Source organism: Cupriavidus sp. GW822-FHT02D05, from assembly GCF_058802485.1.
In genome coordinates, this window is record NZ_JBXAOE010000037.1 from 26,336 (window position 1) to 50,876 (window position 24,541).

Consider the following 24,541-nt stretch of genomic DNA (forward strand, 5'->3'; position numbering starts at 1 on the left):
CGTGGCACGTGCCTTACTGCGGATGCACGTCATCCGGCCCCCAGAAGGCGCGCATGCCGGTAATGCGCCCGTCGGCACCGAAGGTCATCACATCGGTCACGTCGATGCGAACCGGCTGGCCCTGCATCCGCGCATACACGGCGAAACACAAGGCTGCGGCGTTGCCGTGCGAACCCCGGGGCGCCGCCACCACTTCCAGGCGCGCGCCGAGCGACGTCGCGTGACGATAGAAGGCGAGGATGCTCTCCCGTCCGGTTATCACCGGGCCGCCAACGGGGTCCTCGATGGTCGCGTCGTCGGCAAACAGCGCCGCCACGCGCTCGGCGTCCGCGGCATTGAAAGCGGCCACGTAATCGAGCAAAGTGGCCTTCATGTCGGCGCTCTTGTTCGCGGCCATGGTCATGTCGATGGTCATTCCATTCCTCGCTGGAACAGGCAGAACAGGTTGAACGGATCTTCCATGTTGTCTCCTGCGTCTTTTTACCTTGCGCTGCCGCTACGCCGGCCGGACAGCCAGGCTAAACGGCGGCCTCGGCCGTATCCGCGAGGAAGCCCAGGCATTCCCGGTTGAAGTAGTCGCTGTGCTCGACCATCACCCAGTGGCCACAGCGATTGATCAGCACGAAGCGTGCATCGCGGCAACCCTGCAGGAACTTGAGGGCACCGCCGGCCGGGTTGAAGCGGTCTTCCGTGCCCCAGAAACCGAGCACCGGGCACGCGATCTCGCCCAGGCGTTCGGTCAGGTTGGGCACCTTCATGGTGGCCAGCACCTCGCGCGGCTGCTCCTTGCACACGGCCATGCGCTCGTCCACCAGCGCATCGGTGACCAGCGTGGCGTCATGCACCAGCAACTTCAGCAGCTCGCGCATGGTGTCATGGTTCATTTGCCCGCCGGTAAACAGCGACACCATCTTTTCGATGCCTTCCATGCGGAAATAGGTCTCGCGGTCCTCGACGCCGCCGGGCGCCATCATCACCAGGCGGCTGACATGCTCCGGGTAGTCCAGCGCGTATTTCAGCGCAATGGCGCCGCCCAGCGAGTTGCCCACCAGCACGCAGCGCGGCAGCTCCAGTGCCAGCAACTGCGCGCGCAGCGCGGCGACGAAGAAGTCCAGCGTGTACTCCACATCCGCCGGCTTCGATGACTGGCCGTATCCCGGCAGGTCGACCACCACGGTACGAAAACCCGCCGCGGCAAAAGCCGGTGCGTTGTGCTTGAAGTTGCTGTGACCGCTGGCGCCTGGGCCACTGCCGTGGATGAACACCACGGGCTCGCCGGCGCCGGCATCGAGGTAGTGCAGGCGCAGGCCGTCTGGCGTAGTGATGGTTTGGCCGGCTGGAATTGCGGCAGGCGACGTACTGGACATATCGGTGTCTCCCCTGTTGTCATGACGAACCCGGCCCATCATGCGCATGCGCAACGGGGCAGGCATCGTCCTTTCAGACTACGAAGCGGACCGTGGATTTCCCTAAGATCGCACTGACCAGCAAGGCAACGAGATCAAGGGAAAACAGAGATGACGGGAATCGACTTCAGCGGGAAGACGGTGTTGGTGACAGGTGGCGCGCGCGGCATTGGCCGTGGCATCGCCGAGGGTTTCCTGGCAGCAGGTGCCCGCGTGTTCATCTGCGGGCGCACTCCACCCGAGACTGCCGAGGGGCAGTCCCGTCAGGCGGAGTTCATCACAGCCGACATCCGCGACGCCGAGCAGGTGGAGGCCCTGCTGAGCCGGATCGTGGACAGCACCGGCTCGCTCGATATCGTGATCCACAATGCCGGCGGCGCTCCCTTCGCGCTCGCTGCCGACGCCTCTGTGCGCCTGCTGGAATCGATCATCCGCCTGAACCTGGTGGCGCCGCTGCAACTGGCGCAGCGCGCCAACGCACGCATGCAAACCCAGGCCAGCGGTGGCACGCAGATCTTCATCGGCAGCGTCAGCGCGCTGCGGCCCTCCCCCGGCACCGCCGCCTACGGCGCGGCCAAGGCGGGCATCCTGAACGCAGTCCGCTCGCTAGCGGTGGAATGGGCCCCGCGCGTGCGGGTCACGGCCGTGAGTCCGGGCCTGGTGCTGACCGAAACCGCGCAGCAGCAACACTACGGCGATGCGGCCACGCTCCAGCGGGTGGCCGATACCGTGCCGCTTGGCCGCCTTGCCGCCCCGCGCGACATCGCCGACGCCTGCCTGTTCCTGGCCTCGCCGCATGCAGCGTACGTCTCGGGCGCCAACCTGGTCATCGACGGTGGCGGCGAGCGCCCGGCCTTCCTCGACGCGGCAGTCCACCAGGCAGGCTGAGCCGCCCGGCGCGCGCCTACTCGACCTTGGCCGGATGCGCCTGCACCGGCCCACCCAGCACCGAGCGATAGGAAACGGGCTGCTTGCCGTCGATATCGCATATGCCGTACTCCTGCGCGACCTCGGCGCTGATCAGCACCTGGCCGGATCTCTCCATGACGGCGGCGTCGCCATGCAAGGCGAGTATGACTTTGCCGGTGAACTCGGGGCTCTCCGCGCTCGGCGCAAAAGTGGCATATTTGCCGGGCTCGCGCTCCCAGACCCGCATGGTGCGCTCGGTACGCAGCGGGCCCATCCAGACTGATACCGCGGCCACGCCGTACGGGCGCAGGTCGACCGCCATGTCCTTGGCGAACTTGTCCACACCGGTCTTCTGCGCGCCATAGGCCGGGCCGTGCATATAGCAGCTCGCGCCGAAGGACGACGTGAACGCCATCAATCCGCGCCCGCCAGCGACCATCAAGGGCGCTGCATGCCAGCTCGCCACATAGGCCGAGCGCAGGCCCACGTCGAGGATGTCCACCAGGGCCAGCGGCTTTTCCCAGAAGCCGCCCGGCTCGATCAGTTCGTCGTGCAGGAAGGTAGCGTTGTTCACCAGGATGTCCAGCCGCCCTGATTCGTCGCCCACCTGCTCGAACAGCCTGCGCACCTGAGCATCGTCGCGATGGTCGCAGGCCACCGCGATGCCCTTGCCGCCGCGCGCATCGATCCCGCGCGCGGTCTCGTGGATGGTGCCGGGCAACGGCGCCTCGCCGTTGCGCTCGGTGCGCCCGGTGACATACACCGTCGCGCCGGCTTGCGCCAGCGCCAGCGCGATGCCCTTTCCCGCGCCACGCGAGCCGCCCGTGACTACCGCAACGATGGATTCCTTTGCACTGTGCATCGCATTCCTCCTCAGTGATTCCCGCGCCGCGATCTCACCGCGCGGGGCGATGCCCGACGCTATCGCGCGTGCCGCCGCGCCTCATCCTCCGTTCGGACTAGCGGCGTGCACGCGCAGGAACGCGCGGTCCTAGGGGAAACCGTCTAGTCCGTTCTGACGATTCCGCGCCCTCCCTCGCTCATTACGCTTCCCATCAAAGAAGAAGCCATGGGACATGCCAGTCAATGCATCACCGCGCATCACCAAAACCATAGGAGGAGACAAGTGCAGACTTCAAGAACCAGTTCACCGCATCGCACACGCAGGCTACGGCCAGCCGCCATCGTTTCGGCCATCGCCGCGGCGATCACGCCGTCGGCCTGGGCCGGCAACACCATCGATCTCGGCAACGATACGTCGCTGAATTACTCTTTTACCGCCACCTACGGCGCAGCGGTCCGCACTGGCGGGCAGAGCGGCGCGCTGCTGTCGCCGTCCAACATCAACGGCGACGATGGCGACCGCAACTTCAAGCGCGGCGACATGATCGCTAACCGCGCCACCGTGCTTGGCGAGGCCAATCTCCAGCGCGGCGATTTTGGTGCGTTCTTTCGCGGCAGTGTGTTCTACGACCAGGCATATCGCACCTCCAATTCCAACAATGCACCCGCCACCGTCAACCACTCCGGCCCTTTCAACGAGTTTACGGATTCCGCGCGCTACTACAACGGCCAGCGGGCTCAGTTGCTGGATGCCTACGCCTATGGCGCCTTCAACATCGACACCACTCGTTTGAACGTCAAGCTGGGCAACCAAGTCGTGGCATGGGGCGAGAGCCTGTTCTTCCCCAACATCGCTGGCGCGCAGGGGCCAGCAGACGCCACCAAGTCGTTTGTACCGGGGGCAGAGGTCAAGGATATCCTGCTGCCGGTGCCGCAAGCTTCATTACAGTGGGAGGTGAATCCGAACTTCAGCCTGCTTGGTTATTACCAGTTCACCTACAAGTCCAACCAACTCAACCCCGCTGGCGCGTACTTCAGCACCACTGACGTGGTTGGACCGGGTGCCCAATTCATCATCGGCCCGGGTGGCAGACAGATCCCGCGCGGTTCGGATATCAACCCTCCAGACTCCGGCCAATGGGGCATAGGTACTCGCTTTCGCGCGTTCGACGCCGAGTTTGGTTTGTACCAATTGCGCTACCACGACAAGAATCCGAATGTCGTGACAACCCTGTTCCCGACGCTGCAGTATCAGCAGAAGTTTTTCAGCGGCATCAATCTGACTGGCGCAAGCTTCTCGACGCAATTTCTCGGCGCCAACGTGGCGGGTGAAGTCAGCTACAAAGACGGCGTGCCAATCCTGGTGAATGTCAACGGCGCTGCCACCGCAACGCGCGGCCAGGCAGTCCAGGGCCAGATGTCGGCCATTTACTCCATCGGACCGACATTCCTCGCCAGCTCCCAGAGCCTGGTGGGCGAAATCGCCTACCTGCATGCGCTTAGCGTCACGCCGGTCAATGGCTTCAGCACGCTCACCAACACCAGGAACTCGGCGGCCCTGCAGCTTGGCTGGTCGCTCGCCTATCTCAATATCTTTAACGGCTGGGACATGACGGTGCCGCTTACGTATGCGCATGAATTCAGCGGAAAGGCGGCCGTGGCCGGCGCCTTCGGTTCGCTGACCGGGTATGGTGACCGCCGCGCGAGCGTCGGCGTGACCTTCAAGTATTTGAACAACCTCGAACTGAATCTGACATACGCGATGTTCCTGGGCACGGCGAACATTGTTAATCGACCGTTGGCCGACCGCAGCTATGCGGCATTCAATGCGAAATATTCGTTTTGACCTGGCAGCGATACCACGCGCAAGCGCCAGATTTCTCTAAAGGAGTGAGACCGTGATGCGACAGCATAGAAATCTTTTGATCCGTAGCACGCTGCTGGCCAGCAGCGTGCTGCTGGCGGCAGCCTCGTACGCCGCGGTAACGCCGGACGAACTCAAGCAACTCGATGGAAACCTGACCCCGATGGGCGCCGAGCGCGCCGCCAGCAAGGACGGGCAGATCCCCGCCTGGGGCGGGAAATGGCTGGGCGCACCGCCCGGAGTGCAGTGGAAGCGGGGAGAGCGCTACCCTGATCCTTACGCCAGCGAAAAGCCGGTCGTGGTGATCACCGCGCAGAACATGGCAAAGTACGCCGATCACTTGAGCGACGGCGAAAAGGCTCTGTTCAAGAAGTATCCGGATACCTTCAGGATGCCGGTATATCCGACCCATCGCGACTTCCGCTACGACGATACGATCTACAAGAACATCCGCACCTACGCGCCCGGCACCCGCATGACGGCCGACGGTAACGGACTGAAGGATGCACCCCCTATCGTCCCCTTCCCGATCCCGAAGAGCGGCCTCGAACTGATGTGGAACCTGCGCTACTCCCCGTCGATGAATACCGAATCCGCCACCTACGACCAGGCAGCCGTATACGGCGACGGCAACATCGCCTGGGGCCGTGTCCGTTATTCGATCCTTTCGCCGCGAAATGGCGCCAACTTCGACCTCAAGAGCGACACCAGGGGCTTTTTCCGTACGGCGACCGACCTGCCCCTGCGCGACCGAGGCATGCTGTCTGTCGGACACGAATTCTATGACAAGGAAGGCTCCGATACCCGCCGCGCGTGGCAATACAACCCCGGTACGCGGCGCGTACGGCAGGCCCCGGAATTTGGCTTCGATCAGCCCTCCGGCGCAGGCGGAATCCGCACGCTCGACGACGACCGCCTGTTTAACGGCTCGGGTGAACGCTACAACTGGAAGATTGTCGGCAAGAAGGAAATCTACGTGCCGTACAACAACTACAAGCTGATGAGCCCGGCCAAGTACCAGGACATCTTAGGCAAAGGCCACCTCAACCCGGACTATATGCGCTATGAAATGCATCGCGTATGGGTCCTGGAAGCCACCCTCAAGGAGGGCTTCCGGCATCAGTACGCCAAGCGGGTGCTTTACCTGGACGAGGACAGCTGGACCGCCCTCGCTGCAGACAATTATGATGCGCGCGGCCAGTTGTGGCGAACCAACCTGGCGGCAACCGTCTATGCCTATGACGCACGAAACCTCTACCCGACCACAACCACATATCATGACTTGATCTCGGGTGCGTATCTCGCCGATCGCCTGACCAACGAGGGGCCTATGCCGGTGCTCAACAACAGCCCCGAGTTCAACGAGACCTACTTTTCGCCCGACGCGGCGCGAGGTGCTGGACACTGACCGCACGCCTTCATTCGCCCCCTTCCCGCCATGGCCAGGGGGCGAATTTCATCGCATTGCCCCCTTAACATCGAGCCTGACCATGGATCCCGAACTGATCGCCGAATTCGGCGATGAACTTCATCGAGCCCTGACAGCCCGCGTGCCAGTCGTCCCCTTGAGCGGACGTGGCCACCCGCTCACGGTGCGCGATGCCTATCACATCCAGCAGCATTTCGTTGCGCAGCGGCTGGCACAAGGCGACCGCGTCAGCGGCAAGAAAATCGGCGTTACCAGTTTGCCCGTGCAGCAGATGCTGGACGTGCACCAGCCCGACTTCGGCATGCTGCTGGCCAGCATGGAATATCCAGACGGCAAGGCCATTCCCGCAAGCACGCTGATCCAGCCACGCGCCGAAGGCGAGATTGCCTTCTTCCTCAAACGAGACCTGCGCGGCCCCGGTGTGACCCGCGCAGATGTGCTGGCCGCCACCGAGGCGGTCTCAGCCTGCTTCGAGATCGTAGATTCACGCATCACCGACTGGCGCATCCGTATTCAGGACACCGTGGCGGACAACGCCTCTTGTGGCGTCTACGTGCTTGGCGAGGAGCGCGTGAGCCCGGCCGGCCTCGACCTTGCCGCCTGCACCATGGCGCTTGAAAAGAACGGCGTTGTTGTCGCTACAGGCCAGGGCAGCGCCGCCCTCGGCCATCCCGCCGAAGCGGTGGCCTGGCTGGCCAACACGCTCGGCGAACTCGGCATTCCACTGCTTGCCGGCGAGACCATTCTTTCCGGCTCCCTTGCGGCGCTGATTCCGGTCGCTGCCGGCGACCGTCTGCGACTGCGCATCGACGGGATCGGCACGTGCAGCACCGAATTCGCCTGAACTCCCTCACACCCTCAATCCAAGCAAAGAGCCCCATGGCAAAAATCAAGTGCGCCCTGATCGGCCCCGGCAATATTGGCACTGATCTGCTTTACAAGCTGCGCCGCAGCACCATCCTGGAACCCGTCTGGATGGTTGGCGTCGACCCGAATTCGGATGGCCTCGCCCGGGCCCGCGAACTGGGCCTGAAGACGACCGACCAGGGCCTCGATGGCCTGCTGCCGCACCTGGCCGCCGACGACATCCGCATCGCTTTCGATGCGACCTCGGCCTACGTGCACCGCGAGCACTCTGACCAGCTCACCGCGCGCGGCGTGCGCGTGATCGACCTGACCCCGGCGGCCATCGGCCCATTCTGCGTGCCGCCGGTCAACCTCGACGAACATCTTGGCAGCAATGCGATGAACGTCAATATGGTCACCTGCGGCGGCCAGGCGACCATTCCCATGGTGTATGCGGTGTCGCGCGTGCAGGCGGTGGCCTATGGCGAGATCGTTGCCACCGTTTCCTCACGCTCGGTCGGGCCCGGCACGCGCCGGAACATCGACGAGTTCACCCGCACCACCGCAGGCGCCATCGAACAGGTGGGCGGCGCGCGGCAGGGCAAGGCCATCATCGTCATCAACCCGGCCGAGCCTCCGCTCATCATGCGCGACACCATCCACTGCCTGACCGAGGACGAGCCGGACGTGGAGGCCATCACGGCGTCGGTCCACGACATGATTGCCGAGGTGCGGCAATACGTGCCCGGCTACACGCTCAAGAACGGCCCTGTCTTCGACGGCAAGCGCGTCTCCATCTTCATGGAAGTCGAGGGCCTGGGCGACTACCTGCCCAAGTACGCCGGCAATCTCGACATCATGACCGCCGCCGCCGCGCGCACCGCCGAGCGCATCGGCGCCGCCATGCTGCACGGCGCGCTGCCCGCCATGGCCACTACCGCATAAGGAGCCCGATATGAACCAACGCATTACCGTGCATGACATGACCCTGCGCGACGGCATGCACCCGAAGCGCCACCAGATCTCGCTCGATCAGATGAAAACGATCGCCCGCGGGCTGGACGACGCGGGCGTGCCGCTGATCGAGGTGACCCATGGCGACGGCCTGGGCGGTGCCTCGGTCAACTACGGCTTTCCCGCGCATAGCGACGAGGAATACCTGCAAGCCGTGCTGGGCGAACTGAAGCAAGCCAAGGTCTCCGCCCTGCTGCTGCCCGGCATCGGCACCATCGACCACCTGCGCATGGCGCATGAACTGGGCGTGCACACCATCCGCGTAGCCACCCACTGCACCGAGGCCGATGTCTCCGAGCAGCATATCGGCATGGCGCGCAAGCTTGGCATGGACACCGTGGGCTTCCTGATGATGGCGCACATGGCGCCGGCAGCGACGCTGGTGGAACAGGCGCTGCTGATGGAGTCCTATGGCGCGAACTGCCTCTACATCACCGATTCGGCGGGGCATATGCTGCCGCACGACGTCACCGCCAAGCTGACTGCCGTGCGCCAGGCGCTCAAGCCGGAAACCGAGCTGGGCTTCCACGGCCACCACAACCTGGCCATGGGAATTGCCAACTCGCTGGCAGCCGTGGCCTGTGGCGCCACCCGCATCGACGCGGCAGCCGCCGGGCTGGGCGCGGGCGCCGGCAATACGCCGATGGAAGTCTTCGTGGCGGTCTGCGAGCGCATGGGCATCGAGACCGGCGTGGACGTGTTCCGCATCGCCGACGTGGCCGAAGACCTGGTGGTGCCCATCATGGACCAGCCGATCCGCATCGACCGAGATGCGCTCACGCTGGGCTACGCCGGCGTGTACTCGTCCTTCCTGCTGTTCGCCAAGCGCGCCCAGGCCAAGTACGGCATTCCCGCGCGCGAAATCCTGGTCGAACTGGGGCGCCAGCGCCTGGTGGGCGGGCAGGAAGACATGATCGAGGACACCGCCATGACGCTGGCGCGGGAGCGTGGGTTGCTGGCTTGACGGGACGCGGCGGCACCCGCACTTGCCCTCGCCACCTACCGTGGCCAGGGCAGATGCCTGTTTCATCACCCGCCGTCAAAAGAAGGCTCAAGTCTGCCGGTCATCTTGGCTTAGAATATATGACTATAGACATATGACCAGGAGCAGAGATGGAGAAGCAAGTCTCGAAATCGGACTTCAAGGCACATGCGCTGGAGTACTTCCGCCAGGTTGAGGACTCGGGCGAACCGCTGGTGGTGACCAACCACGGCAAGCCGGTTCTCGAGGTCCGGCCATATCGGAGTACTTCGCGTAGCCCGTTGGCAATCCTGCGCGATTCCGTGGTGCGCTACAACGCACCGACCGAGCCGGTGGACGCCGATGATTGGGAAGCGGCGCAGTGATCGTCCTGGACACGCACACGCTAGTCTGGTGGGTGAGTCGCGATCCGCTGCTGAGCAGGAAGGCGAAGGCGAGCATCGAGAAGGAACTGGACGGCGGCCAGATACTCGTCTCATCGATTTCCGCATGGGAAATCGCAGCACTGGTGGCACGCGAGCGCCTTGTTCTATCAATGGATGCGGCCAGCTGGTTCGCCACCGTGGGGCAAATTGAAGCCGTACGCGTAGTACCTGTGGATACCGAGATCGCCATCAAATCGGTAGAACTTCCGGGCGTATTCCACAAGGATCCCGCCGACCGCATGATCGTGGCCACCGCGCGCAAGTTCTCCGTGCCGCTGGTGACGAAGGACGAGAAGATCCGCGCCTACCCGCACGTCAAGACAATCTGGTAACGGCTCCCGTAACCGGCCGGACGCTGTGACGTAGAACAGCGCTGGCCAAATGCAGCAGGCTGCGACTGGCCAGCCCGCCGCAACCGTCAATCCTGGCCCTCAAACACGTGGCCTGCGATTAGGCTGACTAGCCTGAAGCGCTCCCCCCTGGTGGCGGCACACGCGCGTACGGTACTACCGTATTCGATCGCCGCCACCGTTGCCTGCCATGTCGGACAGAACCCGATGTGCCGCCTTAACTGTGCAAGCTGGTTGGCGCCGCAAGCCCGCCACAAAGAAACTCGATCAGAATCTCCACGTGGTTCCACAGAAGCTGATCCCGCGGCGGCTTGCCTGGAGATATCGGCGCTTGGGGACGAGCGGATATTTCGGCGAGACTATGGAGCATCGCATGGGAACAGACAATCAGGCGCGACCTGAGCACTTCCATAGGGATTTCGGGCAGGATGCGCTGGAGCATTGCAACCAAGGCGGCGGCGTTGCCCCCAAACGACTGCTCGAATATCTCGGCGATCTTCGGGTTGCGGTCCGTATGGAGGCGCGCCAAAAACTGAACATAGCGTGCACCCGCACTGCCCTCTTCAATGATTTTCCTGGCAAGCGGGATAACAAGTATTTCCACAACGCCGCGCAGCGTGACCTGCGGTTGCGCCTGAAGTGAAGCGTACATTTCACGGCGTTGTGCCATCAACGGCATCATATGGCGTTCCAGCAGCGCGTCCACCACCTTATCCAGCCCGCCGAAGTGATAGTGGAGAATACCGGCGCTAACGCCAGCCGCTGCGTTGATGCTGCGGGCCGACACGCCGTCCACGCCATACCTGGCCATCAGCTCTTCGGCCGCCAGCAGAATGCGTTCCCGGGCCTCGCCTTTTACAGTAGGAGATGTCATCGATTACAAGTAGTACGGGATGCCGCCTGCCCCGCTGGGGGCGATTGGCCAATGACGCCAATACCCCCAGCGAAACAGCGCGGCAGGGCACGACTCAATGAATGTGGCGCCCGATTATACGTTCAGCACTACTGCCGACTCACATACGCTGCGATGAGATGTTGCCGCCATCCACCACGATCTCCGCCGCAGTGATGTAGCTCGCCTCGTCCGACAATAGGAAGCGCGCAACGCGGCCGATCTCCTCCGGCTGTCCCAGTCGGCTGAGGAGAATGCGGCGCTCGAAGGTTCCTGCCGGCAAACTGTCCACAGCGGGTTGGAGCATTGGCGTCAAGATCTGGCCCGGGGAAATCGCGTTGATGCGGATGTTATCGCGCCCAAGGCCGTCCGCCAGCGACCGGATCAGTGACAACATGCCGCCTTTCGCCGCACTGTAGATGGGGTTGATGTGATTGCCCAAGGTGGCATTGATTGACGCGATGCCGACCACCGCAGACCCCGGATTGGCACGCAGATCCGGCAACAACGCCTGCACCAGCAGTGCAAATGCGCGGAGGTGAACATGGATGCCAGCATCCCATTTTTCCGGAGTGATGCCTTCGAGCGACCCGGTATCGACCGTGCCCGCCGCGTGCAGCAAGCCACCGATCCGGGGCAATTCCGCGCGGGTTGCGTTCAGCGCAACCCGCAGCGCGCTGGGATCGCACAGGTCGACGCCAACACCAACCGCCGCAACGCCAAATTCCTTGGCAATCTCCGACGCTCGGTTCTGTGCCTTTTCTGCCTGAATGTCCCACAGCGCGACGTTGCGGCCTACGGCGGCTAATGCGCGGGCCGAGGCAAGCCCAAGCCCTGACGCTCCACCGGTGACGATCACGGCTGTATTGGGTGACGCGAGTAACGATTCCATTGGGGGTCTCCTGTCAAGATGGTTTGAGTGATCGAATGAGTCTGGCAACAGAGACTTTTGAGTCAAAGGCGCCGAGCAGCGTGCAATCGGCGACCGTAGCCGGCGAAATTTTGTCTTGACGACGGTCCACGGCGCTTGCTAAATTCCATTCGAACATTTGATTCAATCGAATGCTCAGAAATTTTGGCACACGCCCACGCGAAAGCGCAATAGGCATCGACGAGAACGAAAAAAACAGGAGACGCGGGAAATCATCATGAACAGACTACGCAAGCGTTTGGCCACGGCGTTGTGCCTGGCCCTAAGTTGTGCCGCGACCGGTTTTGGCTGGGCTGCCAGCAACGAGGTGCAGCCTGGCGATACCCCGCCGGTCGTGCCGTTGCTGCACGCGCCGGCCGGTGCGCCAAATGTGGTAGTGGTCTTGCTTGACGACGTAGGCTTCGGTGCGGCCTCCACCTTTGGCGGACCGGCCAAGACGCCGGCGATGGATGGCCTGGCCCGTGAGGGCTTGAGCTATAACCGATTTCATACCACTGCGGTGTGCTCGCCGACACGCGCCTCGCTACTCACAGGCCGCAATCCCCACGCAGCCGGTGTCGGCGCAGTGCTGAACTCGCCAAGCAGTTATCCGGGTTATCGTGGGGTTCTGCAAAAGGACTCCGCAACCATCGCCGAACTGTTGCGTCAACAGGGCTACAGCACTGCGGCCTTTGGCAAATGGCATTTGACACCCGATTGGGAAGCATCACAGGTCGGTCCCTTTGACCGTTGGCCGACCGGCCAGGGATTCGAAAAATTCTATGGATTTATCGGCGCCGAAACCGATCAGTTCAATCCTTCGCTATACGATGGCACCACGCCAGTCCTAAGGACAGCCTCGAAGGACTACACCCTGAACGAAGACCTGTCGACACGCGCCATCAACTGGATGCATGCGCAACACTCGATCGCACCCGACAAGCCGTTCTTCGTCTACTTCGCCCCAGGTGGCACCCATGCTCCGCTCCAGGCACCCAGGGCATGGATCGAGAAATACCGTGGCAAGTTTGACAAGGGCTGGGACGATATGCGGCTGGAGATTCTGGCCCGGCAAAAGTCCCTTGGCGTCGTACCGCAGGATACAAAGCTGACTCCGCGGCCGGATGAACTCCCCGCCTGGGAAAGCCTCAGCACAGACCAGAAGCGGGTCGCCGCACGGTTAATGGAAGTCTACGCAGGGTACCTCGCACATACCGATGCACAGATTGGCCGCCTGGTGCAATCATTGAAGGAGAGCGGCCAGTTTGACAACACGCTGTTTATCTACGTGATGGGGGACAACGGGGGAAGCCTTGAAGGCGGCATCCACGGCGGGGATAGCTACATGGGTAGATTGCAAGGCATGCCTGAGACACCGGCTGCCAATCTGGTGAAGCGCCTCGACAGCCTGGGCGGCCCGGACAGCTATGTGCAGTATCCAGCCGGTTGGGCTTGGGCCATGAGTTCTCCCCTGCCATGGGCCAAGACGGTTGCTTCGCACCTGGGCGGAATTCGTAACGGTATGGTGGTTTCCTGGCCTGCACGAATCCGGGATCACGGTGGTCTGCGCAGCCAGTTCTCTCATGTGAACGATCTGGCGCCAACCATTCTTGAGGCGGCGGGACTGAAGGCCCCGGCAGATGTCAATGGCGTCAAGCAACGTCCAATGGACGGCACGAGCCTGCTCTATAGCTTCGCCGATAAAAATGCGCCGGAGAAGCACACTACGCAGTACTTCGAAGTATTCGGCAACCGCTCGATCTATCACGATGGCTGGTTGGCTTCGGCCCGGCACAAGGACCGAGACCCGTGGGCGAGCACATGCCAGGGCAAACGGCTCGCCGACGACACCTGGAGTCTCTTCAACCTGAACGAGGACTTCAGCCAGTCCACCGATCTGGCGGCCAGATTGCCGGAGAAACTCAAGGAGATGCAGGCGTTGTTTCTGGCAGAGGCAGCAAAGAATCAAGTACTACCGTTGCAGGACACGGCCTGCTCCCGCACGCCTCTGCCCAACTTGACTGGTAAGCGCACGGAGTTCAGCTACTTCGCGGGAGCGGTGGGCATCCCTGAAGCTGAAGCGCCAGCGATCAAGAACCGCTCGTACAGCATCGTGGCCACGGTGGATGTTCCCAAGGGCGGCGCCCATGGTGTCATTGCCACCATGGGTGGCACTACCGCGGGCTGGTCCCTTTACCTTAACGATGAGGGCAAGCCCGTCTACGTGCAGAAAGTGTTCGATGTGGCGCGCATGGAGATTACGGGTAGCAAGCCGCTGCAACCGGGGAGGAACGTGGTGCAGTTCGACTTCGCTTACGAGGGAACGGGTTATGCCAAGGGCGGCACCGGCACGCTTCTGGTGAACGGCACGGCGGTAGGCAGTGGCCATCTGCCGGTCACCACGCCAGGCTTCTTCTCTCCTGACGAGACCTTTGACGTTGGCATGGATACCGGCTCGCCAGCCGGACGTTACACCGTCGGTTATCCGTTTAACGGCGCCATCGAACGAGTGGATATCCTCCTGCGCTGAGCCCCCTCCACCCGGGTCTCGCCGACCCCGTCATGGGTGAGGCGAGGCCCGCCAGCAATAGATGGCAGACCTCTATGCCTTGACCTTCGACGATATCGTGGGCTTCCTGGCACTATTGGGAAAGTAATTGATCCTTTCGGAAAAACCTCACCTACAGGCCGATTATCATTTCTCCTGCCAAACATCGGGGATTTCCGAATCCATTCTGCGGTATTTCCGTGAGGCAATACCGCAGATGTTCTCACCCGGTCGAGCAGCCCTCGCTCGGCGCTGCGGCACTCTTCGAGGATACGGCAATGCCACAGGACGGCATCGAGCCGGTACGTCGGATGTGTAAGTGGATTGTGGCTGGCGGACGAGCAAGGCATAGAGAAGATCGAACGGTTGAATGATGTGGTACACCTGCTCTTTCCCCACACAACCTATTGGTACATCAACCTGTAATGGTGGTGCGGTAAAAAACTAGTCTCCCGCTCCCCAATTAGAGGTTCTCTTGTCTACACGCCGCAAATTTCTTCTTTCCACTTCGACCGCAGTAACGCTCCCGCTGCTGACAACAGCTCTGAGTGCTTGTGGTGGCAGTGACGCCGCTGTCACAGATGTTCCGACAATGTCCGACGCTGAACTCAAGAGGCAGATGATTGGAAAGCTGACGACGGAACTGACCGATGCGTCGATCGCCAATGTCATTCAGCCTTACCTGATGGACATCGGCTTCACCTGGGATCTACCAACAATTCCGGCGGCACAGGTCGATCGAATTGTTGCCTACAGCTTTGGAAACAGGCCCAACGCTGCCAGTGGAAACACCTCCAGTAATGGCGCCAACCAAGCCGCACTGCCTGATCCTGGCCCTATCAATGAGTCACTCGCAGATGCGGTGTACAAGATCTACCAGATGAAGCCGGTTAAGGTATACGCGCAATGGGAAATTGCACGGTTTCTGACATCAAAATACCAACTGCCTGACCTCCATTCGGTCGAGCCCGTTATCGCGGCGGATGGCTCTATTACCTACCTGAGTACCGATGGCGTGGCAGCCGCGATTGTCGCGCTTGAGGGTACAGCGACAGCAATGGGTAAAGTGGCCGTCGTTGGTCACCGGGATCATGCGAAGCGATGCATACAGACGTCCAAAGCGCGCGGCATGGACGCTTACGCGGCGCAGGAAGTCGCCCTGCCGTTGAATTATGACCCACAGTCAGGGCAGGCCTGGACTCGGCGCCGCGATCTCTACCTGGTGCACGACATGTATGCGCAATTTACGATTCTTCGCACGAGTCTGATTGCCGCGAACTATCCCAACGGATAGTGTTCGTAGGCAGATTGGCATCGCCATAGTGACCAGGCGTTCGTCGCGTCGCGGACCTGAACGACGAGGCACGGCTAATGCTGTCGATGTGATCACGGACGGAGGCCGGTTTGCCTAAATACGCCCGGCACCAAAGGAAGGCGCTCCGCTTTTTGTCGAGATGGAGCGCTAGAGATAGCCACATTGATCTGTCGCCGGATTCTTACTGGGGTGACTTGATCACCGGCGACGAAGTTACCTTGAGCGGCTGGGATGCCCCTTGCGAATGCGGGCGCAGCGGGCCCTACTTGCACGCTACCATCCAGCGCTACAGCGAAAAGCAAGGCGGGGATAAGCTGTGCCACCCGCTAACTCGACCTCGACTGACTTTTCCGACAACCGGCCGGGCCGCCCCCCAATCTGGATGCCGGCCCGGCGACCGTGCGGATCAGAACTCCAGCGGCCTTTGCACAGCGTCGACGCCGCCGTCGATGAACACGACATTGCCGTGTAGATATGCCGCCTCGGGTCGGCACAGGAACGCGATCAGCGCGGCTACCTCATCGGGCTGCGCGCGCCGCCCAAGGGGAGGCAGAAAGTCGCGGATGGCATCGCCATAGCGCGGATCCCGCAGGCCAGCCTGCAGCATAGGTGTTTCCACCGCGCCAGGCGCAATCACATTCAGGCGCACCCCGGCCCGCCCCCAGCTGGCGGCGCGTTGCCGTGCCGCTGCCGCGACGGCGTTCTTCGCGCTCGCATACGCCAGATAGCCCGCCTGGGCGGCCTGCTCACCACCCGCCTCCTGCGCCGCGCGCACCAGGGCGTGCACGCCGTCCTCATCGCCCGCCAGGTAGGCGTCGCGCAGCGGGCTGCCTGCCCAGGACTGCAGCGTGGCCGAATTGGACGACACCACCACGGCGCACGGCGCCTTGCCCTGCCGCAATGCCGCGAACAAGCCGTCCAGCATGGCTACCACGCCGAAGTAGTTGACCGAGGCGACCAGCGTCGCAGGATCGACATGCGGGCCCAGACCAGCGCAACAGATCAGCCTGTCGATCCTGCCGCCGGACTGCGACAGCGCGCCATCGATAGCGGCCTCGCGTCCGTGCCGGGTGGAGAGGTCGGCTTGGATCTCGGCATCGCGCAGGTCGATGCCGATGACCCTGTCTCCGTCCGCCAGCAGGCGCCGGCGTACGGCCGCGCCCATGCCGGAGGCCGAGCCAGTGATGATGGTAGTTGTCATGGTGTTCGGTTTCGTGAATGAAAAAGAGGAAAAAAGAAAAAGGCGAAATCAACGCTGTCTCCCGAGCGCTTTTTGGCCTCTTGCTTGATACTAGTCACCGGCCCGGCGAGCCGCTTCGTCTGGGCAGACTAAGGGGAATCCCGCAACACCCAGCCGGGGCACCGCTCTGAAGCCGGGAGTCATATTTGCGAGATTTCCTTCGCCGCTCTCGCCGCACCGCGCATAGCACCTTCGATATAGCCGATGCCGGTGCAATCGCCGACTTCATGGACCTTGAAGCCTTCGCTCTCCAACTGCCTGGCAAGCGTCAAGTCACCTGCCGCACCTTTAGCCACGATGACAGTATTCGCATCGACCGCCTGCGCATTGCCTGCCTGGTCGGTGAAGCAAACCCTGTCAGGTTCGATCCGGATGTCCGAGGCACCCGGAAAGAGACCAAGGCCGTGCTCCTTAAGCTCCGCAAGCAGCCGCATCCGGCGGACTATCGTCAGTCCCGCGCCGAACCGCGGCGCCTCATCGACGACTGTCACCAATCGTCCGCGCTCGGACAGGAACTCGGCCAGTTCGAGACCGACCAGTTCGCCACCGATGATCACGACGTGCTTGCCCAACGGCATCCATTGCCGGGTCGCCTGGCGAACGAAATCGAGATTCGAGGTCAGGCCGCTCGCCGCACCGATCCTTGATGCCATGCGTGTCGCCCACCCGACCTTGCGCGCCAGTTCCTGTGAGCCTTCACCAAGCATCAGGCGGCGCATGTCGTCCCCGCTCATGACGTGCGGCAGGTCGTTTCCTGGTATCGGCGGCAATCCGCGCACCGCACCGGTTGCAACGACAACGACGTCCGGGGATAGCGTGCGCAGCAGCTCAGGCGTCGCTTGTGTGCGCAGGCGCACGTCGATTCGTGACGATTCAACCTGGTGCCGGAGCCAGTCGAGCAGTGGCTCGTTGGCCTCATAGGCGAGCGCGGCAATGCGCAACGTGCCGCCCAGCTGGTTGGCCTGCTCCAGCAGCGTCACTTGATGCCCGTCCAACCGTAGCCGCCGCGCCGATTCCATGCCACCAGGGCCTGCGCCGATAACCACGACCCGCTTGCCACCCTTCGGCGATTGACGATGCAAATACTCGAAACCGATTTCGGGGTTGACCGCGCAGCGCAGCGGCTTGCCAACGTAGATCGCGCTAATGCACGTGTAGCAGTAAATGCAGGGGAGTACGTCATCGGGCCGCCCTTCGGCAAGCTTTTGCGGCAGATGCGGGTCTGCTAGCAACTTTCTCCCCATGGAGACGAAATCGATCGAGCCATCGGCAATCCTTTCGTCGCCCAGCGCGGGCTCGATCCGGCCCGATGCGATGACCGGAATGCTGACCGCGGCCTTGATCCGCGCCGCAAACGGAAGATTGAGCCCGGGCTCATGCGGGGTATGCGATGCCGAATGCAACTTCGGCTTGCCCGCGTCGTGATAGGCGCTCACGGTGATCGCGTTGGCCCCCTCCTCCTCGACGATCCGCGCGGTGCGCACCGCCTCGTCAATCGTGATGCCGCCTGGAATGCCTTCCTCGCGCGAGTCGAGTTTGCACCACACAGGGAAATCGGGACCAACCGCCGTACGCACGGCCCGAATCACCTCGACCAGGAGACGGACGCGATTTTCCAGCGGGCCTCCATATTCATCGGTACGCCGGTTTGTCGTGGGCGAGATGAACGACGACAGGAGATAGCCATGCCCGCCATGGATCTCGACGCCGTCAAAGCCGGCCCGCCGCGCCCGGATCGCGGCCGCGGCAAATTGCGCGATCAGCGTGTCGATGTCGGCCTTCGTCATGACCTGAATCGTCACACTGGTGATGCGGCCGAACGGCGCCTCGGCCAACTCTTCGAGCAAGAACGCCTCGGTGAAATCGCCAGTGGGAGGTTCAGGCAGGGAGGGCGCCCACACCGGCCGCCCCGCAAGCATATCCTCCACGCCGATCAACCCGCCATGGTGCAACTGCGCGGCGATCTTTGCGCCGTGCGCGTGGACGGCTTCGGTCAGAGCGGTCAGGCCGGGAAGAAAGCGATCGTCCGAAATGGCGATCTGGTTCACCTGATTGGCACCGGTCGGCCAAGCCACGCCGGCGACGCCGGTGATGATCAGCCCCGCCCCCCCTTTGGCCTGCGATTCGTGATAGCGCACGATGCGCTCACCGCATTGGCCATCTGGCTCCGCAAGGCTCGCACCCATCGCGGTGACGACGATGCGGTTGCGTAGTGTCATCGTGCCGATTCGGCCAGGCGCCAACAGGTGGCGATACGATGTGCGACTCATTGACTGGCTCCTGTAATTGCGTCTTGATAGACATACCAGCACCAGCGCCACGGGAGCGCAAGGCGTGCCGTTTATCGCTCCGCATCGGTCATCCGATCGGCGCCAGTTGCGCACCGACAAGCGGGCAGAGGGGGGAAGCGTCTTTCGTTCACATGTGAATCTGTCATGCGGGCGGAATGCCGCACAAAGTCACGCAGTCCTACCAGGCCGGACGCCGCGGAGAATCCGCATCTGCCGGCGAATCGCACCCTCGTCCGCAGGAACCAGGCTATAGGCAAGCCCGATGCGGCTAGCCAGCGCAATGATGTCGTCCAGCGAGGCTGGCGTCGCGCCTGACTTCTCTACGTAATCGCGGTAGCGGTCAGCCAGCACCTTGTGCCACATGGGCTTGATGTTCTCGAGGATGTAGGGAAACACCTCCGCCGTAACGCTTCTGGCCAGGTAGTCCTGACGAAGCCCGGCGAGGCGTTGCCGGTACTTCACGGCAAAACACACGCACTCTTCGAGATACCCCTCGAAATCCCCCTCGTAGCCCGACAAGCTACGCTGCATCTCCTCGAAAAAGACGCCGTTTTCCGCGTCAATCGCGGCTTGGATCAGATCATTCCGGGTGCTGTAGTAGCGGTAAAGGGTTCTGCGTGAAATGTTGGCGCGCTTGGCCACATCATCCACGGTGAAACCCTCGATACCCATCTCGGCCATGCAGTCGAGCGTGGACCTCAGAATCAGGACGCGCCCTTGCTCGGGACTGTCTATTCGGCTGGCGTCTCCCCAGCGAAGTTGTCTATTCATTCGGAACCTTGCCTCTTGCGGAGTGATGCGCTCTTGATCGCAGTGTGATCCCGGCATTGCCGTAGCGCCTTCACCCAGTATTGCACAAAGAATATTTTTTGTGCCATTGTTTTGACTCATTTCTGTATTTATGTGCCATAGTGGCCGCACCCGATGCGCTTTGCCGCGCTCGGAAACGGGCAACTTGTTGACCTCTGAACCGGCGTACTTCGGCCCGCCTAACCACTGACTGGTACAGGTCACCTGGAAAACACTTAACGTTGAAGGCAAGCCAATGAACAACAGCAATCCGGCCGTGAATTGGGATACAACGTACGACGTGGTGGTCGCCGGTTCCGGGGCAGGCGCGATGACGGCCGCGCTGCGCGCACACGATCTCGGTCTGACCGTGCTCCTCATCGAGAAAAGCCCGCACTATGGGGGCACGACGGCTATTTCCGGTGGCGGAATCTGGATCCCTTGCAATGATCAGATCCAATCTCTCGGCGGCAACGACTCCTATGAGGAAGCGGTGGCGTATCTCCGGGATGTCATAGGGGAAGATTTCGATCTGAGCAGAATCAATGCCTATCTCAAAAACGGGCCGGAGATGGTCCACTATCTCGCCACGCAGGCGCAGACGCATTTCCACGCGGTGCCCCGTTATCCCGACTACTATCCGGACCGCACGGGAGGAAAGCCGGGCTACCGCACCATGGAGCCAGCGGCATTCGACGCGCGCCGGCTCGGCGATGCATTTGACGAACTCCGCGCCCCATCGCCCGCCACCCTGGTCGGCGGGCGCATAGCGCTGACGCAGATCGAAGCCCACACCATCGTAGCGAAGGAGTCCGGCTGGCTCGGCCTGTTGGCACGCCTCGCGTTCCGGTACGCAACGGATTTGCGCTGGCGCTGCCGAACGCCCAGGGACCGCCGGCTGACGCTTGGCAACGCCTTGGTCGCAAGCCTGCGTGCGGCACTCGCACATCGGTCCATACCACTGTGGCTCAACACCCCGATGCGCACGCTCCACGCGCACGATGCCCGCGTGACCGGCGTGGCGGTGGAGCGGCAGGGACGCGAGTACAACGTACGCGCGCGACGCGCGGTGGTGCTCGCCTGCGGCGGATTTGAGTCCAGTCAGGAAATGCGCGACCAATACCTGCCCAAGCCCACGCAAGCTGAATGGACAGCCGCCCCGCCCATCAATACCGGAGACGGAATTCGCGCCGGCCTTAAGCTCGGCGCGAACGTTTCGCTGATGGGACATACATGGGGTGTGCCGACGGTACGGGTTCCAGGGGAGGAAAAACAACGCGGGCTTTTCGTGGAGCGCTCATTGCCGCGATGCGTGCTGGTCAATCGGCTCGGTCGACGATTTGTCAACGAAGCCGCGCCGTACCCGGACATCATCCACGCCATGTATGCCGACCACGCGCAAACAAATGCGAATGTGCCGGCATGGCTCGTGTTCGATGCAGAGTATAGAAAACGCTATCCGTGCGGCGTGCTGCTTCCCGGCAGCATACAGCCTGACTCCCGGATTCCGCATGGCTGGCTGGACCATGTCATCTATCGCGCCGGAACGCTGGCCGAACTGGCCACAAAAATCGGCGTCGATCCACGCGGCCTTGCCACGACTGTCGCGCAAATGAACGCCTATGCGTCAGATGGTACCGACCTCGAATTCGGCAAGGGAAGCAATATCTTCGACCGCTACTATGGCGACATCTCCTCCAAGCCGAACCCGTGCCTGGGCCCGATCGACCGCGCCCCTTTCTACGCGCTGCGCATCGATCCCGGCGAGATCGGCACCAAGGGCGGATTGAGCACAGACGCCTGCGCCCGCGTCCTCCGTCCCGATGGCAGCGTCATCGAGGGATGCTATGCGATCGGCAATACCTCGGCCGCGGTCATGGGCAAAACCTATCCCGGACCGGGTTCGACTATCGGGCCGGCGATGACCTTTGGCTACATCGCCGCGAATCAGATCGCGGCAGAGAAAATCGGCGGAGGCAATCCCCGCCCATCAGTAGATTGAGACGGGCTGGAAACCGTGAAGTCCGACGTTGCCCAGAGCTTAACGACCAGAGGGAAGCTGGAACGTTTACCCCCGCGGGATCTATACGCAATCCGGGATAACCCTCCTCTTGCTGCCACAAAAACACTTCCGAGCCGCGGTTGGCTGAACGGCTTTGCAGAGCCCCCTTAAAGCTACCCATGACGCACATATGTGCATAGTCCGATTGGACGATGTTGACTCCAGATCCCGCAAATATGCTTCGATCAAGAGACCGGCCCTAACGGTACAACAGGAGTCGGCACCTGCCCATGGTGGGCGGTAGCAAGAGGAGACAGCGATGAGAGCATGGTTGCGGGCGGGTAGTCTGTTTGGGGCCGGTGCGGCCGTGGCCCTGGGTCTTGCGTTTGCTGAGGGCCTGCCGTCTGCCCGGCCTGGTTTTGATCCGGAGAGCGCGATCAGACGCGACGCACACCTGGCCGGCGAAGAAACCAATGGCGCGGCTATCATGCAGGCGTCTTGCGACGACACCTGCCGGCAGAGCATTGGGGTTGCCGCGGTTGCCCTCCTGAATCACCGCAGCGTCCCATAGTGTACGTTCCATGCCGACGGGCCTGGTCAGATCCGTGCCGCAATGCCGGCAAGATGCTGCGCCCAGATGTCCCCGCCACCTTCACATTGGCGTTGTTGGCCACAGCAAGCCGCCGGGCGGCACGCCCGCGTGAGCGCATCGTGCATTCCGCCGATTGAATGGCTCCGCCGAACAACCTCAATTCGTCAGCCTCACCTCACAATCACAGCCATACTTATCCACGGAGTTACCCAATGAGAGCATTGCTCTTCGCGTCGACCGCGGTTGCGCTTGCCACAGCAAGCCTGACGTGCGCGCAAGCCGCCCAGCAAGAGAACGCCACCTTCCCGGGCCGCAACCCGTGGCTGACCGACAGCGTCTATCCCATTTCGCACGACAATCCGGCCGCGACCGATTCCGTCCCGCATGCCGGCCCAACCAAGGGCCGCAGGCTGTCGACAGACGATGTGAAGTCCGTTCCAACCGTCTTTACCTCGAATCCCACAGTGAAGAAGATCGGCGACAAGACGATCATCTTCGCTGCCGGCGTCGAGGGCATCAGCAAGATCGACGCGACTGGTGAGGCCTATGACCTGGTCTCACTCCTGCCCTACCCTGGAATGGAGAAACTGGCCACGAATGCCAATCGCGAGAAGATCCGGGCGGCACTGGAGGAAGTCGATGCCGCTCGGCGCGCGAATGATGACGCCAAGCTGCTGGCACTGTCGGGGAAGATGGAGGAACTGGGCTTCAAGCGCCAGTCGCTGGCCAACGGCGCCTACAACATGATTGACAAAGATGGCGTTCACTATGCGGCCTTTGGTGGCCTGAAGATCCTCAAGTCCACCGACGACAATGATCCGAAGAAGCCACTGCGCGTCGTCAAATTCCGGGACTTCTCGGAGGCATTGCCTGAGGACATGCGCAAATCTGCCATCATCGGCATGGGCATGACCTACGCCGGCGATGTCGTTGCCGCGGCGCATGGCGCAGTGCTCCTGCTGGACCGCGACCTCAATCTCAAGAGCACGCTGCTGCTGCCGGGCGAGGCGATCGAAAACAGCATCTGCATTGACGAGAATAGCGGCATCTATGTGGTCACCTCCAAGCGCATGCTCAAGATCGTCTGGACCGGCAACAAGTTGTCCTATGATGAAGCCGATGGTGGCTGGCAGTCCGACTACAACACCATGAGCAGGGCGCAGGCCATCGCTGCCGGCGCTCTGACGACTTCTGGCGGATCCGGCACCACGCCGACGCTGATGGGCTTCGGCAACGACCCAGACAAGCTGGTTGTGATTGCCGACGGTGATGAAAAGGGAGCCAACCTCGTGGCCTTCTGGCGCGACCGGATTCCGCCCGGATTCAAGCAGAAGCCGGGCACCAAGTCCGCACGCATCGCTGATCAGATTCCGCTGGAGATATCCAAGGCCACGGTCGAGCCGTCACCGGAGGTGCTGGGCTATGGCGTCGCCCTGCTGAATAACTCCTACCCGAAGCCCGCGCCCGATATATGGGGCAACGCGATAACGCCCGGCCTGACCCGGCCCGCCCCGCGTGGGGTGGTCAAGTTCAACTGGAACACTCGGACGAAGTCATTCGAGAAGGCCTGGGTGAACAAGGAGATCGACAACACGGATGTGATGGTCCCTGTCATTTCCGCCAAGAGCAACATGATCTACCTCGCCAACAAGGAAAACGGCAACTACGAGTACGTAGGCCTTGACTGGGATACCGGCGCCATCAAGGCCCGCTGGCCGTTCCCGGACGACAGCCGCAAATGGAACGCCTGGGGCGGCATTACCGCATTGCTCGAGGATGGGGATCTGCTGATCGGCGGCATCTTCTCCACGAAGCGGGTGAACGTTGGCGACGGGAAGTAGCGGCGCACGCCTGATGGCACGCAGGGCGCAGACATTGCGGGAGCGTCGCCTGG

20 protein-coding genes are annotated in these 24,541 nt (G+C 62.3%); 12 read left to right on the forward strand and 8 right to left on the reverse strand.

The window, feature by feature from the left end; translation table 11 throughout:
* Nucleotides 1-13 precede the first annotated feature (13 nt).
* Together AC1RQK_RS34555 and AC1RQK_RS34560 are read right to left on the reverse strand one after the other, a co-directional pair.
* Entirely contained in the window at nt 14-415 is a 402-nt protein-coding gene (locus tag AC1RQK_RS34555; RefSeq protein WP_492813880.1) for a nuclear transport factor 2 family protein, read from the reverse strand.
* A gap of 103 nt (nt 416-518) precedes the next feature.
* Nucleotides 519-1,367, reverse strand: a complete 849-nt coding sequence (locus AC1RQK_RS34560; RefSeq protein ID WP_492813882.1) for an alpha/beta fold hydrolase — start codon at nt 1,365-1,367, stop codon at nt 519-521.
* 150 nt (nt 1,368-1,517) lie between these two features.
* Between AC1RQK_RS34560 and AC1RQK_RS34565 the strand changes: the two genes are divergently transcribed.
* Nucleotides 1,518-2,294 carry an SDR family oxidoreductase gene (locus AC1RQK_RS34565; RefSeq protein ID WP_492813884.1) on the forward strand — a complete coding sequence of 259 codons (777 nt, stop codon included), beginning with the start codon at nt 1,518-1,520 and terminating at the stop codon, nt 2,292-2,294.
* 16 nt (nt 2,295-2,310) lie between these two features.
* On the opposite strand, the gene AC1RQK_RS34570 is transcribed toward AC1RQK_RS34565, so the two are convergent.
* Complete coding sequence (locus AC1RQK_RS34570; protein WP_492813886.1) at nt 2,311-3,177, reverse strand: SDR family NAD(P)-dependent oxidoreductase; 867 nt, start codon at nt 3,175-3,177, stop codon at nt 2,311-2,313.
* A 264-nt stretch (nt 3,178-3,441) separates the two neighbouring features.
* Between AC1RQK_RS34570 and AC1RQK_RS34575 the strand changes: the two genes are divergently transcribed.
* The 7 genes from AC1RQK_RS34575 to AC1RQK_RS34605 all read left to right on the forward strand — a co-directional run bounded on the left by AC1RQK_RS34575 (nt 3,442) and on the right by AC1RQK_RS34605 (nt 10,050).
* Entirely contained in the window at nt 3,442-5,004 is a 1,563-nt protein-coding gene (locus AC1RQK_RS34575; protein WP_492813888.1) for a DUF1302 domain-containing protein, read from the forward strand.
* 55 nt (nt 5,005-5,059) lie between these two features.
* Entirely contained in the window at nt 5,060-6,430 is a 1,371-nt protein-coding gene (locus AC1RQK_RS34580; RefSeq protein WP_492374350.1) for a DUF1329 domain-containing protein, read from the forward strand.
* Nucleotides 6,431-6,512: 82 nt separating this feature from the next.
* Complete coding sequence (gene dmpE, locus AC1RQK_RS34585; RefSeq protein WP_492374323.1) at nt 6,513-7,295, forward strand: 2-oxopent-4-enoate hydratase; 783 nt, start codon at nt 6,513-6,515, stop codon at nt 7,293-7,295.
* Nucleotides 7,296-7,330: 35 nt separating this feature from the next.
* Nucleotides 7,331-8,242 carry an acetaldehyde dehydrogenase (acetylating) gene (locus tag AC1RQK_RS34590; protein WP_492813890.1) on the forward strand — a complete coding sequence of 304 codons (912 nt, stop codon included), beginning with the start codon at nt 7,331-7,333 and terminating at the stop codon, nt 8,240-8,242.
* 10 nt (nt 8,243-8,252) lie between these two features.
* Nucleotides 8,253-9,275 carry a 4-hydroxy-2-oxovalerate aldolase gene (dmpG, locus tag AC1RQK_RS34595; RefSeq protein WP_416052985.1) on the forward strand — a complete coding sequence of 341 codons (1,023 nt, stop codon included), beginning with the start codon at nt 8,253-8,255 and terminating at the stop codon, nt 9,273-9,275.
* Between the two features lie 149 nt (nt 9,276-9,424).
* Nucleotides 9,425-9,658, forward strand: coding sequence for a type II toxin-antitoxin system Phd/YefM family antitoxin (locus AC1RQK_RS34600; RefSeq protein ID WP_150992282.1), 234 nt, complete (start codon nt 9,425-9,427; stop codon nt 9,656-9,658).
* The gene (locus AC1RQK_RS34605; protein ID WP_492813893.1) at nt 9,655-10,050 is read left to right on the forward strand and encodes a type II toxin-antitoxin system VapC family toxin; all 396 of its coding nucleotides are present in this window, start codon (nt 9,655-9,657) and stop codon (nt 10,048-10,050) included. Before AC1RQK_RS34600 ends, AC1RQK_RS34605 begins: the two co-directional genes overlap by 4 nt.
* Before the next feature lie 235 nt (nt 10,051-10,285).
* Here AC1RQK_RS34605 and AC1RQK_RS34610 read toward each other — a convergent pair whose 3' ends face one another.
* Both AC1RQK_RS34610 and AC1RQK_RS34615 read right to left on the reverse strand, forming a co-directional pair.
* Nucleotides 10,286-10,942, reverse strand: coding sequence for a TetR/AcrR family transcriptional regulator (locus AC1RQK_RS34610; RefSeq protein WP_492374321.1), 657 nt, complete (start codon nt 10,940-10,942; stop codon nt 10,286-10,288).
* A gap of 139 nt (nt 10,943-11,081) precedes the next feature.
* Nucleotides 11,082-11,852 (reverse strand): SDR family NAD(P)-dependent oxidoreductase, encoded by a 771-nt coding sequence (locus AC1RQK_RS34615; protein WP_492813895.1) that lies wholly within the window; start codon nt 11,850-11,852, stop codon nt 11,082-11,084.
* A 256-nt stretch (nt 11,853-12,108) separates the two neighbouring features.
* On the opposite strand from AC1RQK_RS34615, the gene AC1RQK_RS34620 reads away from it, so the two are divergent.
* Nucleotides 12,109-14,400, forward strand: a complete 2,292-nt coding sequence (locus tag AC1RQK_RS34620; RefSeq protein WP_492813897.1) for an arylsulfatase — start codon at nt 12,109-12,111, stop codon at nt 14,398-14,400.
* A 493-nt stretch (nt 14,401-14,893) separates the two neighbouring features.
* Complete coding sequence (locus AC1RQK_RS34625) at nt 14,894-15,712, forward strand: hypothetical protein (protein ID WP_492374318.1); 819 nt, start codon at nt 14,894-14,896, stop codon at nt 15,710-15,712.
* Between the two features lie 427 nt (nt 15,713-16,139).
* Here the strand turns inward: AC1RQK_RS34625 and AC1RQK_RS34630 are convergent, their stop codons facing one another.
* The 3 genes from AC1RQK_RS34630 to AC1RQK_RS34640 form a co-directional block, all read right to left on the reverse strand.
* The gene (locus AC1RQK_RS34630) at nt 16,140-16,934 is read right to left on the reverse strand and encodes an SDR family oxidoreductase (RefSeq protein ID WP_492374317.1); all 795 of its coding nucleotides are present in this window, start codon (nt 16,932-16,934) and stop codon (nt 16,140-16,142) included.
* 179 nt (nt 16,935-17,113) lie between these two features.
* Nucleotides 17,114-19,243: an oxidoreductase gene (locus AC1RQK_RS34635; protein WP_492813900.1), complete on the reverse strand. Its 2,130-nt coding sequence runs from the start codon at nt 19,241-19,243 to the stop codon at nt 17,114-17,116.
* Nucleotides 19,244-19,432: 189 nt separating this feature from the next.
* On the reverse strand, nt 19,433-20,035 hold the full coding sequence (locus AC1RQK_RS34640; protein WP_492374315.1) for a TetR/AcrR family transcriptional regulator: 603 nt from the start codon (nt 20,033-20,035) through the stop codon (nt 19,433-19,435).
* Nucleotides 20,036-20,309: 274 nt separating this feature from the next.
* On the opposite strand from AC1RQK_RS34640, the gene AC1RQK_RS34645 reads away from it, so the two are divergent.
* Together AC1RQK_RS34645 and AC1RQK_RS34650 are read left to right on the forward strand one after the other, a co-directional pair.
* Nucleotides 20,310-22,055 (forward strand): FAD-binding protein, encoded by a 1,746-nt coding sequence (locus AC1RQK_RS34645; protein ID WP_492813902.1) that lies wholly within the window; start codon nt 20,310-20,312, stop codon nt 22,053-22,055.
* A gap of 813 nt (nt 22,056-22,868) precedes the next feature.
* Nucleotides 22,869-24,488, forward strand: coding sequence for a hypothetical protein (locus AC1RQK_RS34650; RefSeq protein ID WP_492374313.1), 1,620 nt, complete (start codon nt 22,869-22,871; stop codon nt 24,486-24,488).
* The last annotated feature ends 53 nt before the right edge of the window (nt 24,489-24,541 follow it).